Below are 18,608 nucleotides of genomic sequence, written 5' to 3'. Positions count from 1 at the left end.
CCGCCGCAGCGCATAAGGGTGCGACGACTTACGACAAATCAATGAGTTGTGCCATGGATCTGCGCAATGAAGGCCGCCGTCATGGGCGGTCTTGGAAACTGCCGGATGTTATCACAAAGGCGGTAGCGGTGGGGAGATATGGCGCAGGGGGTACAGGGGGTTTTGTGGGGATTGTTGGCGCGATCGCCGCCGATACCGCATTGCCGGCGCCCGGCCATGCGCACCCCCTCTCCTGCCCCCACCCCAAACGCTCAATGCAGGCGCTTGCGACACATCAATTGCGCCAGTTTGGCGGTGTCCGGGCGCTCGACGACGCCTTTCTCGGTCACGATCACATCGATCAGGTCAGCCGGGGTCACATCGAACACCGGATTGAACACCTCCACCTGCGGTGCTACGCGGGTACCGGCGTAATCCAGCAATTCGTCGGCATCACGCTCTTCCAGCGGGATGTCTTCACCCGTGGCCAGGTTGAGGTCGATGCTGGTGCTGGGCGCCACCACCATGAACCGCACACCGTGGTGCATGGCGTTGACCGCCAGCTGGTAGGTGCCGATCTTGCTCGCCACGTCACCGTTGGCGGCAATGCAGTCGGCGCCGACCACCACCCAGGTGATGCCCTTGCTCTTCATCAGGTGGGCCAGCGCCGAATCGGCGCACAGGGTCACCGGGATGCCTTCGTTGGCCAGCTCCCAGGCGGTCAGGCGCGAACCCTGCAGCCAGGGCCGGGTTTCGCCGGCATAGACGCGCTCGACCATGCCTTCGAGAAAGCCCGCGCGGATCACCCCCAACGCCGTACCGAAACCACCACTGGCCAGGGCACCGGAGTTGCCATAGGTCAGCAGGGCCTGCTCGCTGCCCTGGTGGCGGCGGATCAGCTCGATGCCCTGCTGGGCCATGGTCAGGTTGGCCTCACGGTCGCTTTCATGAATGGCCACGGCCTCGGCCTCCAGCGCGGCCAGCACATCCTCGCCCGGGCGCAGGCGCTGCAGGCGTTCACGCATGCGGTTGAGCGCCCAGAACAGGTTGGCGGCCGTAGGGCGCGCCTCGGCCAGGCTGAGGAAATCCTCTTCCAGGTCCATTTCCCAGTCGCCGCCCTCGGCCAGGCGCTCTTCCAGGGCCAGCACCAGGCCATAGGCCGCCGCAATGCCGATGGCCGCCGCACCACGCACAGCCATGTCGCGGATCGCCGCCGCCACCTGCGCGACAGTGTCGCAGGCCAGCCAGCGTTCTTGCGAAGGCAGCAGGCGCTGGTCGAGCAGGTGCAAGGCGCCGTGGTGCCACCGGATACCGGTCACCTTCTCCGCCGCCATAAGTCGCTCGCGCATCACCTCTCCCTGACTTTCGCATATCAAAAGCGGACGATTATAGCGACCAACAGCCTCGGGCGCTCGGGTATACTCCGGCGCAATTCGTAGAAGTTTCAGAGGACTGTTCAATGAGCAACGTCGACCACGCCGAAATCGCCAAGTTTGAAGCCTTGGCGCACCGTTGGTGGGACCGCGAGAGCGAGTTCAAGCCGCTGCACGACATCAATCCGCTGCGCGTCAACTGGATCGACGAGCGCGTCAGCCTGGCGGGCAAGAAGGTGCTGGACGTCGGCTGCGGCGGTGGCATCCTCAGTGAAGCCATGGCCCTGCGTGGCGCTACCGTCACCGGCATCGACATGGGCGAAGCGCCCCTGGCCGTGGCCCAACTGCACCAGCTGGAGTCCGGCGTGCAGGTGGAGTACCGGCAGATCACCGCCGAGTCCCTGGCTGAAGAAATGCCCGAGCAGTTCGATGTGGTCACCTGCCTTGAAATGCTCGAGCACGTGCCCGACCCGTCCTCGGTCATCCGCGCCTGCTACCGCATGGTCAAGCCGGGTGGCCAGGTGTTCTTCTCGACCATCAACCGCAACCCCAAGGCCTACCTGCTGGCCATCATCGGCGCCGAGTACATCCTCAAGATGCTGCCGCGCGGTACCCATGACTTCAAGAAGTTCATCCGCCCCTCCGAGCTGGGTGCCTGGAGCCGCGTAGCGGGCCTTGAAGTCAAGGACATCATCGGCCTGACCTACAACCCGCTGACCAAGCACTACAAGCTCAGCAGCGATGTGGACGTCAACTACATGATCCAGACCCTGCGCGAGGAATGAGCATGCGTTTGCGAGCGGTACTCTTTGACATGGACGGCACCCTGCTCGACACGGCGCCGGACTTCATCGCCATTTGCCAAGCCATGCTCGCCGAGCGTGGCCTGCCGGCCATCGACGACAAGCTGATCCGTGACGTGATTTCTGGCGGCGCGCGGGCGATGGTCGCCGCGACCTTCGCCATGAGCCCGGAGGACGAGGGCTTCGAGGCCCTGCGCCTGGAGTTCCTCGAACGCTACCAGCGCGACTGCGCGGTGCACAGCAAGCTGTTCGACGGTATGGGCGAATTGCTGGCCGATATCGAGAGAGGCAACCTGCTGTGGGGGGTAGTGACCAACAAGCCGGTCCGCTTCGCCGAGCCGATCATGCAGCGCCTGGGCCTGGCCGAACGTTCGGCACTGCTGATCTGCCCGGATCACGTGAAAAACAGCAAGCCCGACCCTGAGCCGTTGATCCTGGCCTGCAAGACCCTGAACCTGGACCCGGCCAGCGTGCTGTTCGTCGGCGACGACCTGCGCGACATCGAGTCGGGCCGCGATGCCGGCACCCGCACGGCGGCTGTGCGCTACGGCTATATTCATCCAGAAGACAACCCGAACAACTGGGGCGCCGACGTGGTGGTGGACCACCCACTGGAACTGCGCAAGGTGCTCGACGCCGCACTCTGCGGGTGCTGACACTCAGCGGCAAGCTTCGAGCTGCAAGCTGCAAGAAAAAGCAGTCCGCGCGCTGCTCGCTTTCTCTTGCAGCTTGAAGCTTGCGGCTTGAAGCTTGCCGCTTCAAACCAAGGACAAACGCATGTTCGACTACACTGCCCGCCCCGACCTGCTTCAGGGTCGCGTCATCATGGTCACCGGCGCTGGCCGCGGCATCGGTGCAGCCGCCGCCAAGGCTTATGCCGCCTTGGGCGCCACTGTACTGCTGCTGGGCAAGACCGAAGCCAACCTGAACGAGGTCTACGATGAAATCGAGGCCGCCGGCCACCCACAGCCGGTGGTGATCCCGTTCAACCTGGAAACCGCCCTGCCCCACCAGTACAACGAACTGGCGGCGATGGTCGAGGACCAGTTCGGCCGCCTGGACGGCCTGCTCAACAACGCCTCGATCATCGGCCCACGCACCCCGCTGGAACAGCTTTCGGGCGACAACTTCATGCGGGTGATGCACATCAACGTCAATGCCACGTTCATGCTCACCAGCACCCTGCTACCGCTGCTCAAGCTCTCGGAAGACGCCTCGGTGGTGTTCACCTCCAGCAGCGTCGGGCGCAAGGGCCGGGCTTACTGGGGCGCTTATGGTGTGTCCAAATTCGCGACCGAAGGCCTGATGCAAACCTTGGCGGACGAACTGGAAGGTGTGGCACCGGTGCGCTCCAACAGCATCAACCCCGGGGCTACCCGCACGGCGATGCGGGCCCAGGCCTACCCGAGCGAAAACCCGCAGAACAACCCGCTGCCTGAAGAGATCATGCCGGTGTACCTGTACCTGATGGGGCCAGACAGTACCGGGGTGAACGGGCAAGCCTTCAACGCCCAGTAAGGCTTTATGCCTAGGGGGCCGCCGTGCGACCCCAGGCATTTCAGCCAGCTGCCAGGCTCGGGCGCATGCGCCCTTGCTGGCGGCCCTCCAGTTGCATGCACCGTTCCAGGAACAGGTACATGCAGTCATAACTTTTGCAGACCGCCTTGCGCAGCTCATTGCGCAGCCCCAGGGTCGGGTTTTCGCCAGCCAGCGTACAGATGATCTCCAGCGCCTCCCACGGGTGGGCGTCGTCATACTGCGCATGCATCTTCAACCACTTCATGGCGCGCTTGCGCTGGTCCTCCGGGAAGCCCATGGCGTAGGTGTCTTCAGCACAGACCACTGCCGACCACTCCCCCGTCGCCCCTTCGATCGCGTAGTTGGTGGCCGCCATGGCAATGGCCAGCGACTCGGTGGTACACACACGCCAGCACCAGTCATTCAGCCCATTGAGCTCGGCGGGCACTTCCTGCGACTGCAGTTCGTGCAGGTGAATGCCGTGGGCGTGGCACCAATGCACCCAGTAATCGGCATGGTTGAGCTCCACGCGGATGTTGCGCATCAGCCAGCGCCGCGCCATGTCTTCGCCCGGGTGGCGGGCATAGCGGGTCTTGGTCAGGTTGTGGGCCATGTACAAGGAAAACTGCTCAACCACCGGCCAGCCACCGATCAGGTACTGGCGAATGGTCGCTTGCCGCAACTGGCCATCGCGCAGGCGCTGGTAGAACTCATGTTCCACTACCCGGCGCTTGCTCTCGCGGCAGTCTTCGATCAGTTGCTGGGCCCATTGGGGGTAACTGGCCGGGTCCATCAAAGGCCCGATACGGACGAATGCATCGATCACTTTTCAGCTCCTTGATCCCTGTGATTTACCAACGCTACTTCAGCGAAAGGTTCCAGGCGCCCGATGCAGCAGGGGCCGTGCAGCAATCCGTTGGCGCTGCAGACTGTCGCAAGTGAAGACCTGCGGTCGTTCGATCAGATAGCCCTGGGCGTAGTCCACGCCGATCTCCTGCAAGGCCTGCTCGATCAACGGAGTTTCGACGAACTCGGCAATGGTGCGCTTACCCATGACGTGGCCGATGTGATTGATGACTTCGACCATGGCCCGATTGACCGGATCATCCAGCATATCTTTGACAAAACTTCCGTCGATCTTCAAGAAGTCGACAGGTAAATGTTTTAAATAAGCGAAGGACGACATTCCGGCACAAAAGTCATCCAACGAGAACTTGCAACCCAGCCCTTTCAATTCATTGATGAATCGTATGGCACTGCCGAGGTTGGCAATGGCACTGGTTTCGGTGATTTCGAAGCAGATCAGCCGTGGCGGAATCGAATATTCGACGAACAGCCGCTGCAGGTACTCCAGGAACTTGTCGTCACCGATACTCGACCCCGACAAGTTGATGGCACACATCGACAGCGGGCCCTCGCGCTCCTCGTCCAGGCAACGGCGAATGACCTGGAACACATTGCGCACCACCCAGCGGTCGATAGCGGTCATCAGGCCATAGCGCTCGGCCGCCGGAATGAAGCTATCAGGCAGGATGGTGCGGCCGCTTTCGTCTTGCAGGCGCAACAGGATCTCGACATGCCCCGGCCCTTCGAGGGCCGAGAGCGCAGCGATTTCCTGGGCATATAAACAGAAGCGGTTCTCCTCCAGGGCAACGTGCAGGCGCTGTATCCAGGCCATTTCGCCAAAACGCATCGACAGTTCGCTGTCATCGGCATGGTAGACCTGGATGCGGTTACGGCCCTTCTCCTTGGCCATGTAGCACGCCATGTCCGCTGCCCGCAGGGAGGCTTCCAGCGTGGCCGGGGCTTGGGCCATGTGCACCAGGCCGATACTCACAGTGGTAACGAACGGCCTGCCTTTCCACACGAAGTGCAGGCTTTGCACTGCCTGGCGCAAGCTTTCGGCAATCCGCTCGGCCTGTTCGCCCGGGCAGTTTTCCAGCAGCACGCCAAATTCATCGCCACCCAGCCGCGCCAGGGTATCGCCTTCGCGCAGCACCGATTGCAGCACGGCGCAGATGTGCCGCAGCAATTCGTCACCCGCGGCATGGCCACAGGTATCGTTCACCAGCTTGAACTGGTCCAGGTCCAGGAACATCAGCGAATGCCGCCCGCCCTGGCGCACCAGGTCGTTCAGGGCCTGCTCAAGGCGGTACTCGAATTCACGGCGGTTGGCCAGGCCGGTCAGGGCGTCATGGGTCGCCTGCCAGGACAGGTTGGCGATGTACTGGCGCTCCTGGGTCATGTCATGCAGCACCAGGACAATGCCAGCCACCTGGCCGTCACTGATGATGGGCGAACCTACCAGGTTGATCGAAACCGTGCTGCCGTCCAGGCGCTGGATCAACCGTGCATGTTCGGCGCCGCCCTTGAGGCTGCCGCTGAGCACCTGTTCGAACAGGGTGCTGCTGTCGCTCTGGGCGTGCTCATCCACCAGGCTGAACAGCGCTGTCAATGGCAGGCCCAGGGCCTGACCTGCCTGCCAATGGGTCAGTTGCTCGGCCGCCGGGTTCATGTAGCCGATGCTGCCATCGACATCGGTGGTGATCACCGCATCGCCGATCGCCAGCAGGGTAATCTGCGCGCGTTCCTTTTCTTCCTGCAGGGCGCTGGCGAAGGCCTGGCGCTGGGCCAGCAGCTTGCTCGACCGGCGCCAGGCGAAGCCAATGAGAAACAGCGCGGTGAGCAGGTTGGTGACCAGCAGCACCCGCAACAGCATGCGCGACCCTTCACCCAGGGCATCGCTGAAGGCTTTGGCCGCTGGCGTCACACCATCGTTGATAGCGACGATGCGAGCGCGCCATTGGCTGACCTGGCCCGGGCCCACCTGGCCTTTGGCGAAACCTTCACGTATCTCGTTGCCCAGCACATCCAGTTGTTTAAGGTAATCGTCACCGACATTCCAGTAGTCGATCGCCGCCTGCACGTAGCTGATCCGGCTGAAATTGCGGTAGAACCAGATGATGCGGTCGATGTCGTCGGGGTGGTTGCCGCCTTGCAGCACGGCCTGGCGCGCGACGTCAAGGTCTGGGTTTGGCTGGTCGAGCACCTCGCGCATCTGCCGGTCACCGTGGGGCACAGTGATGACTTGGCGATAGCGCTGATAATTGCGCTCATCGCCAGTTTCGGCATACAGGTTCAGGTAATAGATGGCGTCTTTCTGGGCCTTGGACCACAGGCTTTCGCCGGCGACGTAGGCACGCACCGCCGACAGCGCGTAAAGGCTGAGGCTGCCCAGCAGGACCTGGAAGACTACAACGGCGATGAAGGGCCAGATGATACCCAGCAGCCTTGGCGCCTCTAGTGTGCGATGTCCCTTCATGAAGTCCCTGTCACTGAGCAGATAAGGCTCGAACCAACCTAGACAAGCTCAGAGTAGGCCATCTGCCATCTATTTGGAGGGAAATTTGAGCGGCAAGCTGTAAGCTGCAAGCTGCAAGAAAAAGCAGATCCGCGCACGGACCGCTTGTAGCTGCAAGCCGCAAGCTTCAAGCCGCAAGAAAAAGCAGAGCCGCGCACGGTCCGCTTATAGCTACAAGCCGCAAGCTGCAAGAAAAAGCAGGGCCGCACACGGTCCGCTTGCAGCTTGCAGCTTGCAGCTTGCAGCTTGAAGCTTGCAGCTTGAAGCTTGCTCAGGTCTGCTGGAGGTGGCCGTACAGTTTGGCGTACAGGCCGCCTTCGGCGATCAACTGCTGGTGGCCGCCATCCTCGGCTACATGGCCGCCATCGAACACCAGCACACGGTCGGCCTGCTTCACCGCAGAAAGGCGGTGGGCGATGATCAGAGTGGTGCGGCCACTCAGGAAACGCGCCAGCGCCTGGTGCAGGTTGTACTCAGTGGCGGCGTCCAGCGCCGAGGTGGCCTCGTCAAGGATCACCACCTTCGGCTCCGCCAGGACCATACGGGCAATCGCCAGGCGCTGACGCTGGCCGCCAGACAGGCGCACACCAGAGCGGCCGACCACGCTGTCCAGCCCTTGCGGCAAGGCAGCGATGGTGGCGTCCAGCTGAGCGATGCGCAGCGCCTGCCAACAGGCCTCGTCCGTGCAGTCACGGCCCATGGTCAGGTTGGCGCGTACCGTGTCGTTGAACAGTGACGGGTGCTGCAGCACCACCGCCACATTTTCACGCAAGGTCTCCAGGCCGATTTCCTGCAGGCTGGCGCCACCGAAACGGATGGTCCCGGCCTGGGCGCTGTAAAGGCCCAGCAGCAATTGCACCAGGGTACTCTTGCCGCCGCCACTGGCGCCGACAATGGCGACCTTTTCGCCTGCGGCGATGGTCAGGTCCAGGTGCTCCAGCACCGGCTCGTCGGCATAGGCGAAACGCAGGTCGCGCACCTCGATGCCAACCGTTTCACGGCCGGCGAACGGGTCGCGGGCAGCCGGGTATTGAGGCTCGTCATCACGCGCCAGCAATTCGTTGAGCCGGCTCAGGGCACCGCCGGCGGCGTAGTAGGCATATTGCAGGTTCAGCAACTGCTCGACCGGGCCGATCATGAACCACAGGTAGCTGAACACGGCCAGCATCTGCCCGATCGACAGGTCGGAGAACAGCACCGTGAGCATGGCCGCCGCACGGAAAATATCGATACCGAACTGGAACAGCAGGCCACTGGCACGGCCACTGGCGTCGCTTTTCCATTGCGAATCCACGGCATAATCGCGCACTTCACGGGCGCGCAGGCCCAGGCGCCCGAGGAAGTAGCCCTGGCGGTTGCTGGCGCGGATTTCCTGGATGGCGTCCAGAGTTTCGGCCAGCGCCTGGGTGAACCGCGAGGTGCTGTCGTTTTCGAGCTTTTTGAGGTGTTTGACGCGCTTGCCCAACTGCACGGTGAAGTAGATCACCAGCGGGTTGAACAACAGGATCAGCAAGGCCAGCTGCCAGTGCATCCAGATCAGGATCGCCGCCGTGCCGGTCAGGGTCAGCATCGCCACCAGGAAGCGGCTCAGGGTTTCGCCGACGAACTTGTCGAGGGTCTCCAGGTCGGTGACCAGGTGTGTGGTCACGGTGCCGCTACCCAGGCTTTCGTATTCCTTGAGCGAAATACGCTTGAGCCGATCGATCAGGCGGATGCGCAGGCGATAGACCATGTCTTTGGCAAGGCCGGCGAACAGCTTGGCCTGCACCACGTTGAACCCCAGGGCGGCCACCCGCAGGCACAGGGTGGCGACCAGCATCAGGCCGATATACCCGGCCGCCACCTGCCAACCGCTGGGCAGCAGGTGGTTCATGAACTTCAGCGCGCCATCGCCGTGGCCCAGCAACACCTCGTCCACCAGCAAGGGCAGCAGCAATGGGATGGGCACGCTGCAGCAGGCCGCCAGCACGGCCACCAGGTTGGCGGCCCAGAGGTGTTTCTTGTGGTGCAGCGCCAAACGGCGGATTTGCGCCCAGCTCAGCCGGTCAGGCACAGGGGCGGGCTTCCCGGGCACCGGGTCGGGCGAGCCGGGCAGGTCAAGCACAGGCGGCCTGCTGTAGCCAGCGGGCAAGCAAGGGCTGCAGGCTTTGCAGCGGCTGGTAGCCATTGGTCAACAGGGCGAGCTGGCCGTTGCGCTCAGCCAGCAGCGTCGGAAAGCCAGCAATACCCAGGTCCTGCACCCAGCTGAAATCGGCTGCGGTGGCGGCGCGCACGTCCGCACCCTGCAGGGCCTCGGCGAAGGTTGTGCGATCGAACCCGGCCTGTTCGGCCAGCTCGACCAGCTGCGGCGCCCTGGTGACATCCAGGCCCTGCTGGTAGAACCCCCGCTGGATCAGCGCCAGCAGCGGCCAGACCTGCTCGGCATCCAGTTCGCGGGCGGCCACCAGGGCACGGCAGGCCGGTTCGGTGTCGTAGACGAAACCGTCGGGCATGGCATTGTCGAACGCGAACGGCTGCCCGGTAGCGTCGGCCACCGCCTGCCAATGCTCGAGGATGTACTTGCGGGTGGAGGCGTCCAGCGGGCTGGCACCGCGGCGCAACCCGCCCGGCACCACTCGGGTGGCCACGCCCGCCTCACGCGCCTGGGCGATCAGGGCCTGGGCCACCGGTGCAAAACCCCAGCACCAGGAGCACATCGGGTCCATCACATAGAGCAGGCGGGCAGTCATGCAATCAGGCCTCGGCTTTATAGTTGTAACCGATCGGGTGCGGCAGGTTGCGGGCCTTGGCCAGCTCGATCTGCTTTTGCCGGTCGATGGCGCTGCGCCGGGTCTTTTCGCTCAGGCTGTCCCAGCAGTGCGGGCAGCTCACGCCTGGCGAATAGTGCTCGGACGCGCGGTCCTGGGCGTCGATCGGGTGGCGGCAGGCATGGCACTGGTCGTACTCGCCCTCGCTCAGGTCATGGCGCACCGTGACGCGGTTGTCGAAGACAAAGCAGTCACCGTCCCACAGGCTTTCTTCCTGGGGTACTTCCTCGAAGTATTTCAGGATGCCGCCCTTAAGATGATAGACCGCCTCGAAGCCTTCACCGAGCATGTAGCTGGAGGCTTTTTCACAACGAATGCCGCCGGTGCAGAACATGGCGACCTTCTTGTGCTTGCTGGGGTCGAAGTTGGCCTTGATGTACTCGGGGAACTCGCGGAAGGTCTCGGTCTTGGGGTCGATTGCGCCCTTGAAGGTGCCGATGGCCACTTCGTAATCGTTGCGGGTGTCGATCAGCAGTACTTCCGGGTCGCTGATCAGGGCGTTCCAGTCTTTGGGCTCGACATAGGTGCCAACGGCGTTGTTCGGGTCCACGCCGGGTACGCCGAGGGTGACGATCTCTTTCTTGAGCTTGACCTTGGTGCGGTAGAACGGCTGCTCGTCGCAGTAGGACTCCTTGTGGTCGACATCGACCAGGCGCGGGTCGCTGCGCAGCCAGGCGAGCAGGCCATCGATGCCTTCGCGGGTGGCCGAAACGGTGCCGTTGATGCCCTCGTTGGCCAGCAGCAGAGTGCCTTTGACGCCATTGTCGAGCATGGCCTTCAGCAGGGGCTCGCGCAGTTCTACGTAGTCTTCAAGGGTGACGAACTTGTACAGCGCCGCCACGACGATCGGGTGGGTCATTGCGTTGAATCTCCAGGTGGTTGCCCTCGTAAGGGGCGGACCGGGTTTGGCAAAAAGCTGGGGGCTGCCCTGCAGCCCATCGCCGGCAAGCCGGCTCCCACAGGGCCGGCGCAATGCTCAAGGGCTGCGCTGTACCAGTGAGAGCCGGCAAGCCGGCTCCCATAAGGCCGGCGCAATGCTCAAGGGCTGCGCTGTACCAGTGAGAGCCGGCAAGCCGGCTCCCATAAGGCCGGCGCATGCTCAAGGGCTGCGCTGTACCTGTGGGAGCCGGCTTGCCGGCGATGGGCCGCCAAGCGGCCCCCTAGGAATGGTGCGGAGTGTACCAGAACGACAGAAAGGATTCAGTGCTTGCCGCCGCCTGCACACACCGGCGACGCAGGCGCGACGCCCACCTTCGCCCACTCCTCGTCGGTGTAGGTGTGGATGGCCAGGGCATGGATCTGGCCCATCAGCTCACCCATGGTGGCGTACACTTTCTGGTGGCGCTTGACGCTGTTGAGCCCGGCAAACTGCTCGCTGACGATCACCGCCTTGTAGTGGGTTTCCTGGCCACGGCTGTGCATGTGGCTTTCGTTGAGCACTTCAAGGTGCTGCGGCGCCAGGGCGGCAAGCTGCTGCTCAATGCGTTGCTGCATGGTCATCGCGCGTCACTCACTTCTTGGCAGGGGCGGCGGCCTTGCCGGCATTGGGGTCAAGCTCTTTGGTCATGTCTTCGAGCAGCTTGTTCACCACCGGCACTGCCGGCTCCAGGCTCTGCTGGGTCAGCTGGGCCGACTGCTGAGTGACCTTGGGCATCTGGGTGAGGACTTTCTTGCCCAGTGGCGACTGGTAGAACTTGACCAGGTCCTTGAGCTCTTGCTCGGTGAAGGTCTGGGTGTACAGGTCGACCATCTTTGGCTTGAGCTTGTTCCAGCCGATGGCGCTGTCCAGCGCGGCGTTGGCCTTGGCCTGGTAGCTCTCGAGCACCGACTGCTTGCTGGCCGGGGCCTTGGTCTGGGCGAAGCGCTGGGCGAACATCTGCTGGACTTGCATGTACACCGGGGTGCCCAGCTTGTCAGCGTTGGCCAGGGTCAGGAATTTCTCGGCGGCAGCGTTGTGGCTGGCAGTGGCAGCGAGCACCTGGCCGCTGGCACAGGCCAGGGCGACGGCAGCACAGAGGGCACGGAGACGGGTCATTGCATATCCTTCAAGGAGGGGGAGGCGTTACCTCAGAGATGAGCATTCTGCTCCCGCCAGGGGGCAGCGCTCAAGTGGCACGAAGCGCGATTGAACCGCGCGATCGCATGGGGGCCTAAACTGCTGATTCTGACTGACAGGGGAGTGAACGCAGCATGAGCCGTATCGAAACAGACAGCCTGGGCCCGGTCGAAGTTCCGGAGCACGCCTACTGGGGCGCACAGACCCAACGCTCGCTGATCAACTTTGCCATTGGCAAGGAACGCATGCCGCTACCGGTGCTGCACGCCCTGGCGCTGATCAAGAAGGCCGCGGCAAGGGTCAACGACCGCAATGGCGCCCTGCCCGCGGACATCGCCCGGCTGATCGAGCAGGCGGCCGACGAAGTGTTGGGCGGTGAGCACGACGACCAGTTCCCGCTGGTGGTGTGGCAGACCGGCAGCGGCACCCAGAGCAACATGAACGTCAACGAGGTGATCGCCGGGAGGGCCAACGAGCTCGCTGGCCAAGGCCGCGGCGGCAAGGCGCCGGTGCACCCTAACGACCACGTCAACCGTTCGCAGAGCTCCAACGACTGCTTCCCCACCGCCATGCACATCGCCGCAGCACAGGCGGTGCACGAGCAACTGCTACCGGCGATCGCCGAGCTGTCTTCGGGGCTGGCGGAGCTTGCGGCGCGCCACCACAAACTGGTCAAGACCGGCCGCACACACATGATGGACGCCACGCCCATCACCTTCGGCCAGGAGGTGTCGGCCTTCGTTGCCCAGCTGGACTACGCCCAGCGCGCCATCCGCGCCACCTTGCCGGCGGTGTGCGAGCTGGCCCAGGGCGGTACTGCCGTGGGTACCGGGCTCAATGCCCCGCAGGGGTTCGCCGAAGCCATCGCTGCTGAGCTGGCCGCCCTCTCCGGCCTGCCGTTCGTCACCGCGCCGAACAAGTTCGCCGCCTTGGCCGGCCACGAGCCGTTGACCAGCCTGGCCGGGGCACTGAAAACCTTGGCGGTCGCCTTGATGAAAATCGCCAACGACCTGCGTTTGCTCGGTTCCGGCCCCCGCGCCGGCTTGGCCGAGGTGCGCCTGCCGGCCAACGAGCCGGGCAGCTCGATCATGCCGGGCAAGGTCAACCCGACCCAGTGCGAGGCGCTGTCGATGCTGGCCTGCCAGGTGCTGGGCAATGACGCGGCCATCGGTTTCGCCGCCAGCCAGGGGCACCTGCAGTTGAATGTGTTCAAGCCGGTGATCATCCATAACCTGCTGCAGTCGATCGAACTGCTGGCCGATGGCTGTCGCAACTTCCAGCAGCATTGCGTGGCGGGGATCGAGCCGGATGCCGAGCAGATGGCGGCGCACCTGGAGCGTGGGCTGATGCTGGTCACCGCACTCAACCCGCATATCGGCTATGACAAAGCGGCGGAAATCGCCAAGAAGGCCTACAGCGAGGGCAAGACCCTGCGCGAGGCGGCGCTGGAGTTGCAATACCTGACCAACGAGCAGTTCGATGAGTGGGTAAGGCCGGAGAACATGCTGGCGCCCGGTGGCAAGGGCTGATTGATTGGCTGTTGCTTAGGGCCCTATCGCCGGCAAGCCGGCTCCCACCTGGGATGGCGCCAGCTTTTGAAATTTGAGGGGGACAGTTGCTCCGCACGCTTCGATAGAACGTGCGGGCGCCGGGTGGCCAGGGCTGATTGATTGGCGGGTACTTAGGGCCCTATCGCCGGCAAGCCGGCTCCCACCGGTACCCCACAGTCTTCAGGCTTGGTGGGGACCTGTGGGGCAACAGTCTTGCTCAACATCTAAAAGCTGGCGCGGTCCGTGTGGGAGCCGGCTTGCCGGCGATAGGGCCGGAACAGGCTCTCAACCAACCTGAGCCAAACGCGCCCTTCTCGCCCGCCACCCAGCCACCAGCGATGGTCCCAGGGCCACCAGTGTCGACCCCAGCACCACGGTCACCGCGCCAACATAGCCCAAGGCATTGATGTCCTCGGCCTGCACATAGTCCGGCCACAGCCAGGCCGCAATCGCCACCGCCACAAAGGTCACCAGTGGCGTCAGCGCCAGTGTGGCGCTGACCCGCGATGCCTCCCAGTGCGCCAGGGCCTCGGCAAAAGCCCCATACGCCACCAGCGTGTTCAGGCAGCACGCCAGCAGCAACCAGCCTTGCAGGGGGGTCAGCTGCAGCGCCTCCAGCGGGTGCACCCAAGGTGTCAGCAGCGCGGCGCAGCTCAGGTAGATCACCATCATCACCTGCTGCGAATGCCACACCGTCAGCAGCTGTTTCTGGCTCAGGGCATAGAACACCCAGATGCTGGTGGCCAGCAGGATGGTCAGCACGCCTGTGGTGTAGGCGCCCAGCGAGGTCAGCAGCTCTTCCAGGCGCTGGTTGAAGAACAGGCCGAAGCCGGCCAGCAGCACCATCAGCCCAAGCCCTTGGCCCAGGCTGAAGCGTTCCTTGAACACGAACACACTGGCCACCAGCAGCAGCACCGGGCCGATCTGCACCACCAATTGCGCTGTGCCGGGGCTCAGCAGATTGAGGCCGATCAGGTACAGCACGTAGTTGCCCATCAGCCCGCATACGGCCACCCCCACCAAGCCTTTGCCCTTGGCGCCGAGCTTGGCGAAAGAAGGCAAGCGGCGCTTGGCCGCCAGCCAGGCGAACAGCAGGCCGCCGGACACCAGCAGGCGGAACCAGGTGACGGTAATGGGGTCGACCACCTGCAACACCTGCTTGAGTTTGATCGGCAGGATGCCCCAGAGCAGTGCAGTCAAAAGCGCCAGAGCCAGTCCATAGCTCCGGCGCCCGGATGTGATGTGCATAAAGTCCTCGGTCGAGCCCGTTGTGGGGTGTCTCGATTCTAAAGGCTTGCTGCCTGCCACCGGGGAAAAAAGCCGGGAAAAGAATTCATCAGGTCATTCCCCCGCGGCATGCCGACAGGCTATTTCTTGTGCTTGGCAAACGCCGCTTCCAGGGCTTCATTGAGGGTGCGCAGCACCTTCACCCGCGCCCAGCGCTTGTCATTGGCCTCGACCAGGGTCCATGGCGCGATCTCGGTGCTGGTGCGGTCGACCATGTCGCCCACGGCATCCACGTACAGGTCCCACTTCTCGCGGTTGCGCCAATCGTCCTCGGTGATCTTGTAGCGCTTGAACGGGATCTGCTCGCGCTCTTCAAAACGCTCCAGCTGGGTTTGCTGGTCGATCGCCAGCCAGAACTTGACGACCACCACGCCGGCGTTCACCAGCTGCTCCTCGAAATCATTGATCTCGCCATACGCGCGCATCCAGTCGGCCGGGGTGCAAAAACCCTCGATGCGCTCGACCAGCACCCGGCCATACCAGGACCGGTCGAAGATGGTGAACTTGCCGCGCGCCGGGATATGCCGCCAGAACCGCCACAGGTACGGCTGAGCACGCTCATCCTCGGTAGGGGCGGCGATTGGCACGATACGGTACTGGCGCGGGTCCAGCGCAGCGGCCACGCGGCGGATCGCGCCCCCTTTGCCCGCCGCATCATTACCCTCGAAGACCGCCACCAGGGCATGCCGACGCATGTGTTTGTGGCGCAGCAGGCCGGCCAGGCGTGCCTGCTCGGTCACCAGTTGCTCCTGGTAGTCCTGCTTGTCCAGGCGCAGGGTCATGTCCAGCGCGCCCAGCAGGCTGCGCTGGTCGATGCTGCGGCCCAGCGGTGCAATGTTGCCCTGGTGCTTGCCTTTGGGGTTGACGGCCAGTGCGGCCTGCAGGCTTTCCAGCAGGATGCGTCCGACGGCCAGGCTGCGGTAGTTGGGGTCGACGCCTTCGACTACGTGCCAGGGTGCATAGTCACGGCTGGTACGGCGCAATACCCGCTCGCCAAAGCGCACGAAGCGGTCGTAGGTCTGGGACTGTTGCCAGTCCAGCGGGCTGATGCGCCAGCTGTGCAAGGGGTCGTCCTTGAGCGACTTGAGCCGCGCTTTCATCTGTTTCTTGGACAGGTGGAACCAGAACTTGATGATCAGCGCACCTTCGTCGCAAAGCATCTGCTCCAACCGCTCGGCGCCGGTGATGGCCTGGTCGAGCACGGCATCCTTGAACTGCCCGTGCACCCTGCCCTGCAGCATCTGGCTGTACCAATTGCCGAAAAACACGCCCATGCGCCCCTTCGGCGGCAGCGCCCGCCAATAGCGCCAGGCGGGCGGGCGGGCCAGCTCTTCGTCGGTCTGCTGGTCGAAGGTGAGCACGTCGATCATGCGCGGGTCCATCCACTCGTTGAGCAGTTTGACCGTCTCGCCCTTGCCAGCGCCTTCGATGCCATTGATCAGCACGATCACCGGGAAGCGTGCCTGCTGTTTGAGTTCGTACTGGGCTTCGAGCAAAGCCTCGCGCAGCGCGGGCACTTCTGCCTCGAAGGTATCGTCGTCGATGCTGTGACCAATTTCCGCGGATTCAAACATGCACTCGCTCCTTCAATGGATAAGCAAGACTAGCGGAATCTTGGGGGGAAGCTGCAAGCTGCAAGCCGCAAGCCGCAAGCCGCAAGCCGCAAGCTTCAAGCTGCAAGAAAAGCCAGGGCGTGCCACCATCTGCTTTTTCTTGCAGCTTGTAGCTTGAAGCTTGCAGCTACCCACTTCCAGCGAAACCAGCCATGCCCGCACCCACCCTCCTTCAGCATGCCCAGATCGACTGGGACGACCAGGGCCGCCCACATTCGCGGCAATACGGCGATGTCTACTTCGCCATCAACGAGGGCATTGCCGAAACCCAGCATGTGTTCCTCGAACAAACCCGCCTGCGCCAGCGCTTCGCCGACCTGGCGCCCCACGGCTGCCTGGTGATCGGTGAAACCGGCTTTGGCACCGGCATGAATTTTTTCTGTGCCTGGCAGCTGTTCGCCGAAACAGCCCACGCAGATGCCCGCTTGCACTTCATCAGCGTCGAGAAGTATCCCCTGGGCCATGCCGACATGGCCCGTGCAATGCGCCTGTGGCCGGAGCTGGCCGGGTTCACCGAACCCTTTCTGCAGCAATACGTCGCGGTGCATCAAGGCTTCCAGCAGTTCACCTTCGACCAGGGCCGAATCACCCTCACCCTGCTGATCGGCGATGTGCTGGAGCAGCTGCCGCAGCTGGACGCGCGTATCGACGTGTGGTTTCTCGACGGCTTCGCCCCGGCGAAAAACCCCGACATGTGGACACCCGAGCTGTTCAGGCAACTGGCCAGGTTGTCCCATGCCGGCACCGCACTGGGCACCTTCACCACTACCGGCTGGGTGCGTCGCAGCCTGATCGAAGCCGGCTTCACCATGAAAAAGGTGCCTGGCATCGGCAAGAAGTGGGAGGTGATGAGCGGTGAGTACACCGGCCCGCCCAACGCCCCCCTGTCGGCGCCCTGGTACGCGCGGCCACGAGCGCCCGAAGGCCCGCGCGAGGCCCTGGTGATCGGCGCAGGGCTCGCCGGCACTGCCAGCGCTGCCAGCCTGGCCGCACGGGGCTGGCAAGTAACGGTACTGGAGCGTCACGACGCCGCCGCCCGCGAAGCCTCCGGCAACCCCCAGGGCGTGCTGTACCTCAAGCTGTCCGCGCACGGCACGGTTTTGTCGCAGATGATCCTGTCCGGGTTCGGCTACACCCGGCGCCAGCTTCAACGCCTGCAGCGCGGCCAGGACTGGGATGCGTGCGGGGTTTTGCAACTGGCATTCGACCACAAGGAAGCCGAACGCCAGGGCAAGCTCGCCGACGCCTTCGAGGGCAGCTTGCTGCGAGCAGTGCAGCGCAGTGAAGCCGAAACGATCGCCGGGGTCGCGCTCCCGGCCGGCGGGTTGTACTACCCCGAAGGCGGCTGGGTGCATCCACCGGCACTGTGCCAGGCACAACTGCAGCACTCCAACATTCGCCTGCTGGCCCATCACGATGTACTCGCACTGCGCAAGGCCGATGGCCTGTGGCAAGCCTGGGCCGGCGACCGGTTACTGGCCAGCGCCCCTGTGGTGGTGCTGGCCGGGGCGGCTGATGTGAAGCGTTTCGAGCCTTGTGCCCAGCTACCGCTCAAGCGCATCCGCGGGCAGGTCACCCGCCTGCCGGCGACCGACGCCAGCCGGGCGCTGGCTACCGTGGTCTGCGCCGAGGGCTATGTAGCACCGCCCAGGGGGGAGGAGCACACGCTGGGGGCCAGCTTTGACTTCCATAGCGATGACCTGACGCCGACCGTGGCCGAACACCAGGGCAACCTGGCCATGCTCGATGAAATCTCTACCGACCTGGCCCGGCGGCTGGGTGCTGCGGCGCTTGACCCTGAGCAGTTGCAGGGGCGCGCGGCATTTCGATGCACCAGCCCGGATTACTTGCCGATCGTGGGGCCGGTTGCCGACCCTGCAGCCTTTGCCGAGGCCTACGCCATACTGGCCAAGGATGCGCGGCAGGTGCCCGATGTACCCTGCCCCTGGCTTGAGGGGCTGTATGTGAATAGTGGGCATGGGTCGCGGGGGCTGATCACAGCGCCGCTTTCGGGCGAGCTGATTGCGGCGTGGGTCAGTGGCGAGCCTTTGCCGCTGCCGCGGGCGGTGGCAGAGGCGTGCCACCCGAACCGGTTTGGCTTGCGCCGGTTGATTCGGGGGAAGTGAATGGGGCTGCTGTGCAGCCCAATCGCCGGCAAGCCGGCTCCCACCGGGATCGCGCCAGCTTTTAGAAGTTGAGTAAGACAGTTGCTGCCATAGATAAAGCGCAGGTCTGAAGAACTCCGAGGTCGCGGTGGGAGC

At 63.8% G+C, this 18,608-nt stretch carries 15 protein-coding genes; 5 read left to right on the top strand and 10 right to left on the bottom strand.

Annotation, left to right across the window (positions count from 1 at the left end; translation table 11 throughout):
• Nucleotides 1-251 precede the first annotated feature (251 nt).
• Nucleotides 252-1,328, bottom strand: a complete 1,077-nt coding sequence (gene mtnA, locus ABRP30_RS06845; RefSeq protein WP_241802902.1) for an S-methyl-5-thioribose-1-phosphate isomerase — start codon at nucleotides 1,326-1,328, stop codon at nucleotides 252-254.
• A gap of 110 nt (nucleotides 1,329-1,438) precedes the next feature.
• Here mtnA and ubiG point away from each other — a divergent pair, with 110 nt between their 5' ends.
• From ubiG to ABRP30_RS06830, 3 genes are all read left to right on the top strand, one after another.
• On the top strand, nucleotides 1,439-2,137 hold the full coding sequence (ubiG, locus tag ABRP30_RS06840; protein WP_349976056.1) for a bifunctional 2-polyprenyl-6-hydroxyphenol methylase/3-demethylubiquinol 3-O-methyltransferase UbiG: 699 nt from the start codon (nucleotides 1,439-1,441) through the stop codon (nucleotides 2,135-2,137).
• Between the two features lie 2 nt (nucleotides 2,138-2,139).
• Complete coding sequence (gene mupP / locus ABRP30_RS06835; protein WP_241802891.1) at nucleotides 2,140-2,811, top strand: N-acetylmuramic acid 6-phosphate phosphatase MupP; 672 nt, start codon at nucleotides 2,140-2,142, stop codon at nucleotides 2,809-2,811.
• 121 nt (nucleotides 2,812-2,932) lie between these two features.
• A complete protein-coding gene (locus tag ABRP30_RS06830; protein WP_349976055.1) occupies nucleotides 2,933-3,673 on the top strand; it encodes a YciK family oxidoreductase in 741 nt (246 codons plus the stop codon).
• A gap of 40 nt (nucleotides 3,674-3,713) precedes the next feature.
• Here the strand turns inward: ABRP30_RS06830 and ABRP30_RS06825 are convergent, their stop codons facing one another.
• The 7 genes from ABRP30_RS06825 to ABRP30_RS06795 all read right to left on the bottom strand — a co-directional run bounded on the left by ABRP30_RS06825 (nucleotide 3,714) and on the right by ABRP30_RS06795 (nucleotide 11,876).
• Entirely contained in the window at nucleotides 3,714-4,499 is a 786-nt protein-coding gene (locus ABRP30_RS06825) for a TenA family transcriptional regulator (protein WP_241802884.1), read from the bottom strand.
• A 39-nt stretch (nucleotides 4,500-4,538) separates the two neighbouring features.
• Complete coding sequence (locus ABRP30_RS06820; RefSeq protein ID WP_349976054.1) at nucleotides 4,539-6,995, bottom strand: EAL domain-containing protein; 2,457 nt, start codon at nucleotides 6,993-6,995, stop codon at nucleotides 4,539-4,541.
• 310 nt (nucleotides 6,996-7,305) lie between these two features.
• Entirely contained in the window at nucleotides 7,306-9,138 is a 1,833-nt protein-coding gene (locus ABRP30_RS06815; RefSeq protein WP_349976053.1) for an ABC transporter ATP-binding protein, read from the bottom strand.
• Nucleotides 9,131-9,763 (bottom strand): DsbA family protein, encoded by a 633-nt coding sequence (locus ABRP30_RS06810; protein WP_267821852.1) that lies wholly within the window; start codon nucleotides 9,761-9,763, stop codon nucleotides 9,131-9,133. The genes ABRP30_RS06815 and ABRP30_RS06810 overlap by 8 nt, the downstream gene beginning before the upstream one ends.
• A 4-nt stretch (nucleotides 9,764-9,767) precedes the next feature.
• Nucleotides 9,768-10,700, bottom strand: coding sequence for a rhodanese-related sulfurtransferase (locus ABRP30_RS06805; RefSeq protein WP_267821850.1), 933 nt, complete (start codon nucleotides 10,698-10,700; stop codon nucleotides 9,768-9,770).
• A 341-nt stretch (nucleotides 10,701-11,041) separates the two neighbouring features.
• Nucleotides 11,042-11,341: a BolA family transcriptional regulator gene (locus ABRP30_RS06800; RefSeq protein WP_241802871.1), complete on the bottom strand. Its 300-nt coding sequence runs from the start codon at nucleotides 11,339-11,341 to the stop codon at nucleotides 11,042-11,044.
• A 10-nt stretch (nucleotides 11,342-11,351) separates the two neighbouring features.
• The gene (locus tag ABRP30_RS06795; RefSeq protein WP_241802870.1) at nucleotides 11,352-11,876 is read right to left on the bottom strand and encodes a DUF2059 domain-containing protein; all 525 of its coding nucleotides are present in this window, start codon (nucleotides 11,874-11,876) and stop codon (nucleotides 11,352-11,354) included.
• A 155-nt stretch (nucleotides 11,877-12,031) separates the two neighbouring features.
• Between ABRP30_RS06795 and ABRP30_RS06790 the strand changes: the two genes are divergently transcribed.
• Nucleotides 12,032-13,426, top strand: a complete 1,395-nt coding sequence (locus ABRP30_RS06790) for a class II fumarate hydratase (protein ID WP_349976052.1) — start codon at nucleotides 12,032-12,034, stop codon at nucleotides 13,424-13,426.
• Nucleotides 13,427-13,732: 306 nt separating this feature from the next.
• Here ABRP30_RS06790 and ABRP30_RS06785 read toward each other — a convergent pair whose 3' ends face one another.
• Together ABRP30_RS06785 and pap are read right to left on the bottom strand one after the other, a co-directional pair.
• Nucleotides 13,733-14,695, bottom strand: coding sequence for a DMT family transporter (locus ABRP30_RS06785; RefSeq protein WP_267821846.1), 963 nt, complete (start codon nucleotides 14,693-14,695; stop codon nucleotides 13,733-13,735).
• Between the two features lie 119 nt (nucleotides 14,696-14,814).
• Nucleotides 14,815-16,308, bottom strand: coding sequence for a polyphosphate:AMP phosphotransferase (gene pap / locus ABRP30_RS06780; RefSeq protein ID WP_267821843.1), 1,494 nt, complete (start codon nucleotides 16,306-16,308; stop codon nucleotides 14,815-14,817).
• A 191-nt stretch (nucleotides 16,309-16,499) separates the two neighbouring features.
• On the opposite strand from pap, the gene mnmC reads away from it, so the two are divergent.
• Entirely contained in the window at nucleotides 16,500-18,473 is a 1,974-nt protein-coding gene (gene mnmC, locus ABRP30_RS06775; protein WP_349976051.1) for a bifunctional tRNA (5-methylaminomethyl-2-thiouridine)(34)-methyltransferase MnmD/FAD-dependent 5-carboxymethylaminomethyl-2-thiouridine(34) oxidoreductase MnmC, read from the top strand.
• Nucleotides 18,474-18,608 lie beyond the last annotated feature (135 nt).

Origin of the sequence: Pseudomonas sp. WHRI 8519 (assembly GCF_040224055.2) — a bacterium.
GTDB lineage: Bacteria > Pseudomonadota > Gammaproteobacteria > Pseudomonadales > Pseudomonadaceae > Aquipseudomonas > Aquipseudomonas putida_X.
The sequence above is the reverse complement of the archived record's forward strand: the minus strand, read 5'-3'. Positions and strand labels throughout refer to the sequence as shown.

What these genes read in the sequence shown, in the direction of transcription:
- mupP (WP_241802891.1), top strand. Translation starts at nt 2,140, where the DNA reads ATGCGTTTGCGAGCGGTACTCTTTGACATGGACGGCACCCTGCTCGAC.
- ABRP30_RS06790 (WP_349976052.1), top strand. Translation starts at nt 12,032, where the DNA reads ATGAGCCGTATCGAAACAGACAGCCTGGGCCCGGTCGAAGTTCCGGAG.
- ABRP30_RS06800 (WP_241802871.1), bottom strand. Translation starts at nt 11,341, where the DNA reads ATGACCATGCAGCAACGCATTGAGCAGCAGCTTGCCGCCCTGGCGCCG.
- ABRP30_RS06830 (WP_349976055.1), top strand. Translation starts at nt 2,933, where the DNA reads ATGTTCGACTACACTGCCCGCCCCGACCTGCTTCAGGGTCGCGTCATC.
- mtnA (WP_241802902.1), bottom strand. Translation starts at nt 1,328, where the DNA reads ATGCGCGAGCGACTTATGGCGGCGGAGAAGGTGACCGGTATCCGGTGG.
- ABRP30_RS06795 (WP_241802870.1), bottom strand. Translation starts at nt 11,876, where the DNA reads ATGACCCGTCTCCGTGCCCTCTGTGCTGCCGTCGCCCTGGCCTGTGCC.
- ABRP30_RS06820 (WP_349976054.1), bottom strand. Translation starts at nt 6,995, where the DNA reads ATGAAGGGACATCGCACACTAGAGGCGCCAAGGCTGCTGGGTATCATC.
- pap (WP_267821843.1), bottom strand. Translation starts at nt 16,308, where the DNA reads ATGTTTGAATCCGCGGAAATTGGTCACAGCATCGACGACGATACCTTC.
- ABRP30_RS06805 (WP_267821850.1), bottom strand. Translation starts at nt 10,700, where the DNA reads ATGACCCACCCGATCGTCGTGGCGGCGCTGTACAAGTTCGTCACCCTT.
- mnmC (WP_349976051.1), top strand. Translation starts at nt 16,500, where the DNA reads ATGCCCGCACCCACCCTCCTTCAGCATGCCCAGATCGACTGGGACGAC.
- ubiG (WP_349976056.1), top strand. Translation starts at nt 1,439, where the DNA reads ATGAGCAACGTCGACCACGCCGAAATCGCCAAGTTTGAAGCCTTGGCG.
- ABRP30_RS06810 (WP_267821852.1), bottom strand. Translation starts at nt 9,763, where the DNA reads ATGACTGCCCGCCTGCTCTATGTGATGGACCCGATGTGCTCCTGGTGC.
- ABRP30_RS06785 (WP_267821846.1), bottom strand. Translation starts at nt 14,695, where the DNA reads ATGCACATCACATCCGGGCGCCGGAGCTATGGACTGGCTCTGGCGCTT.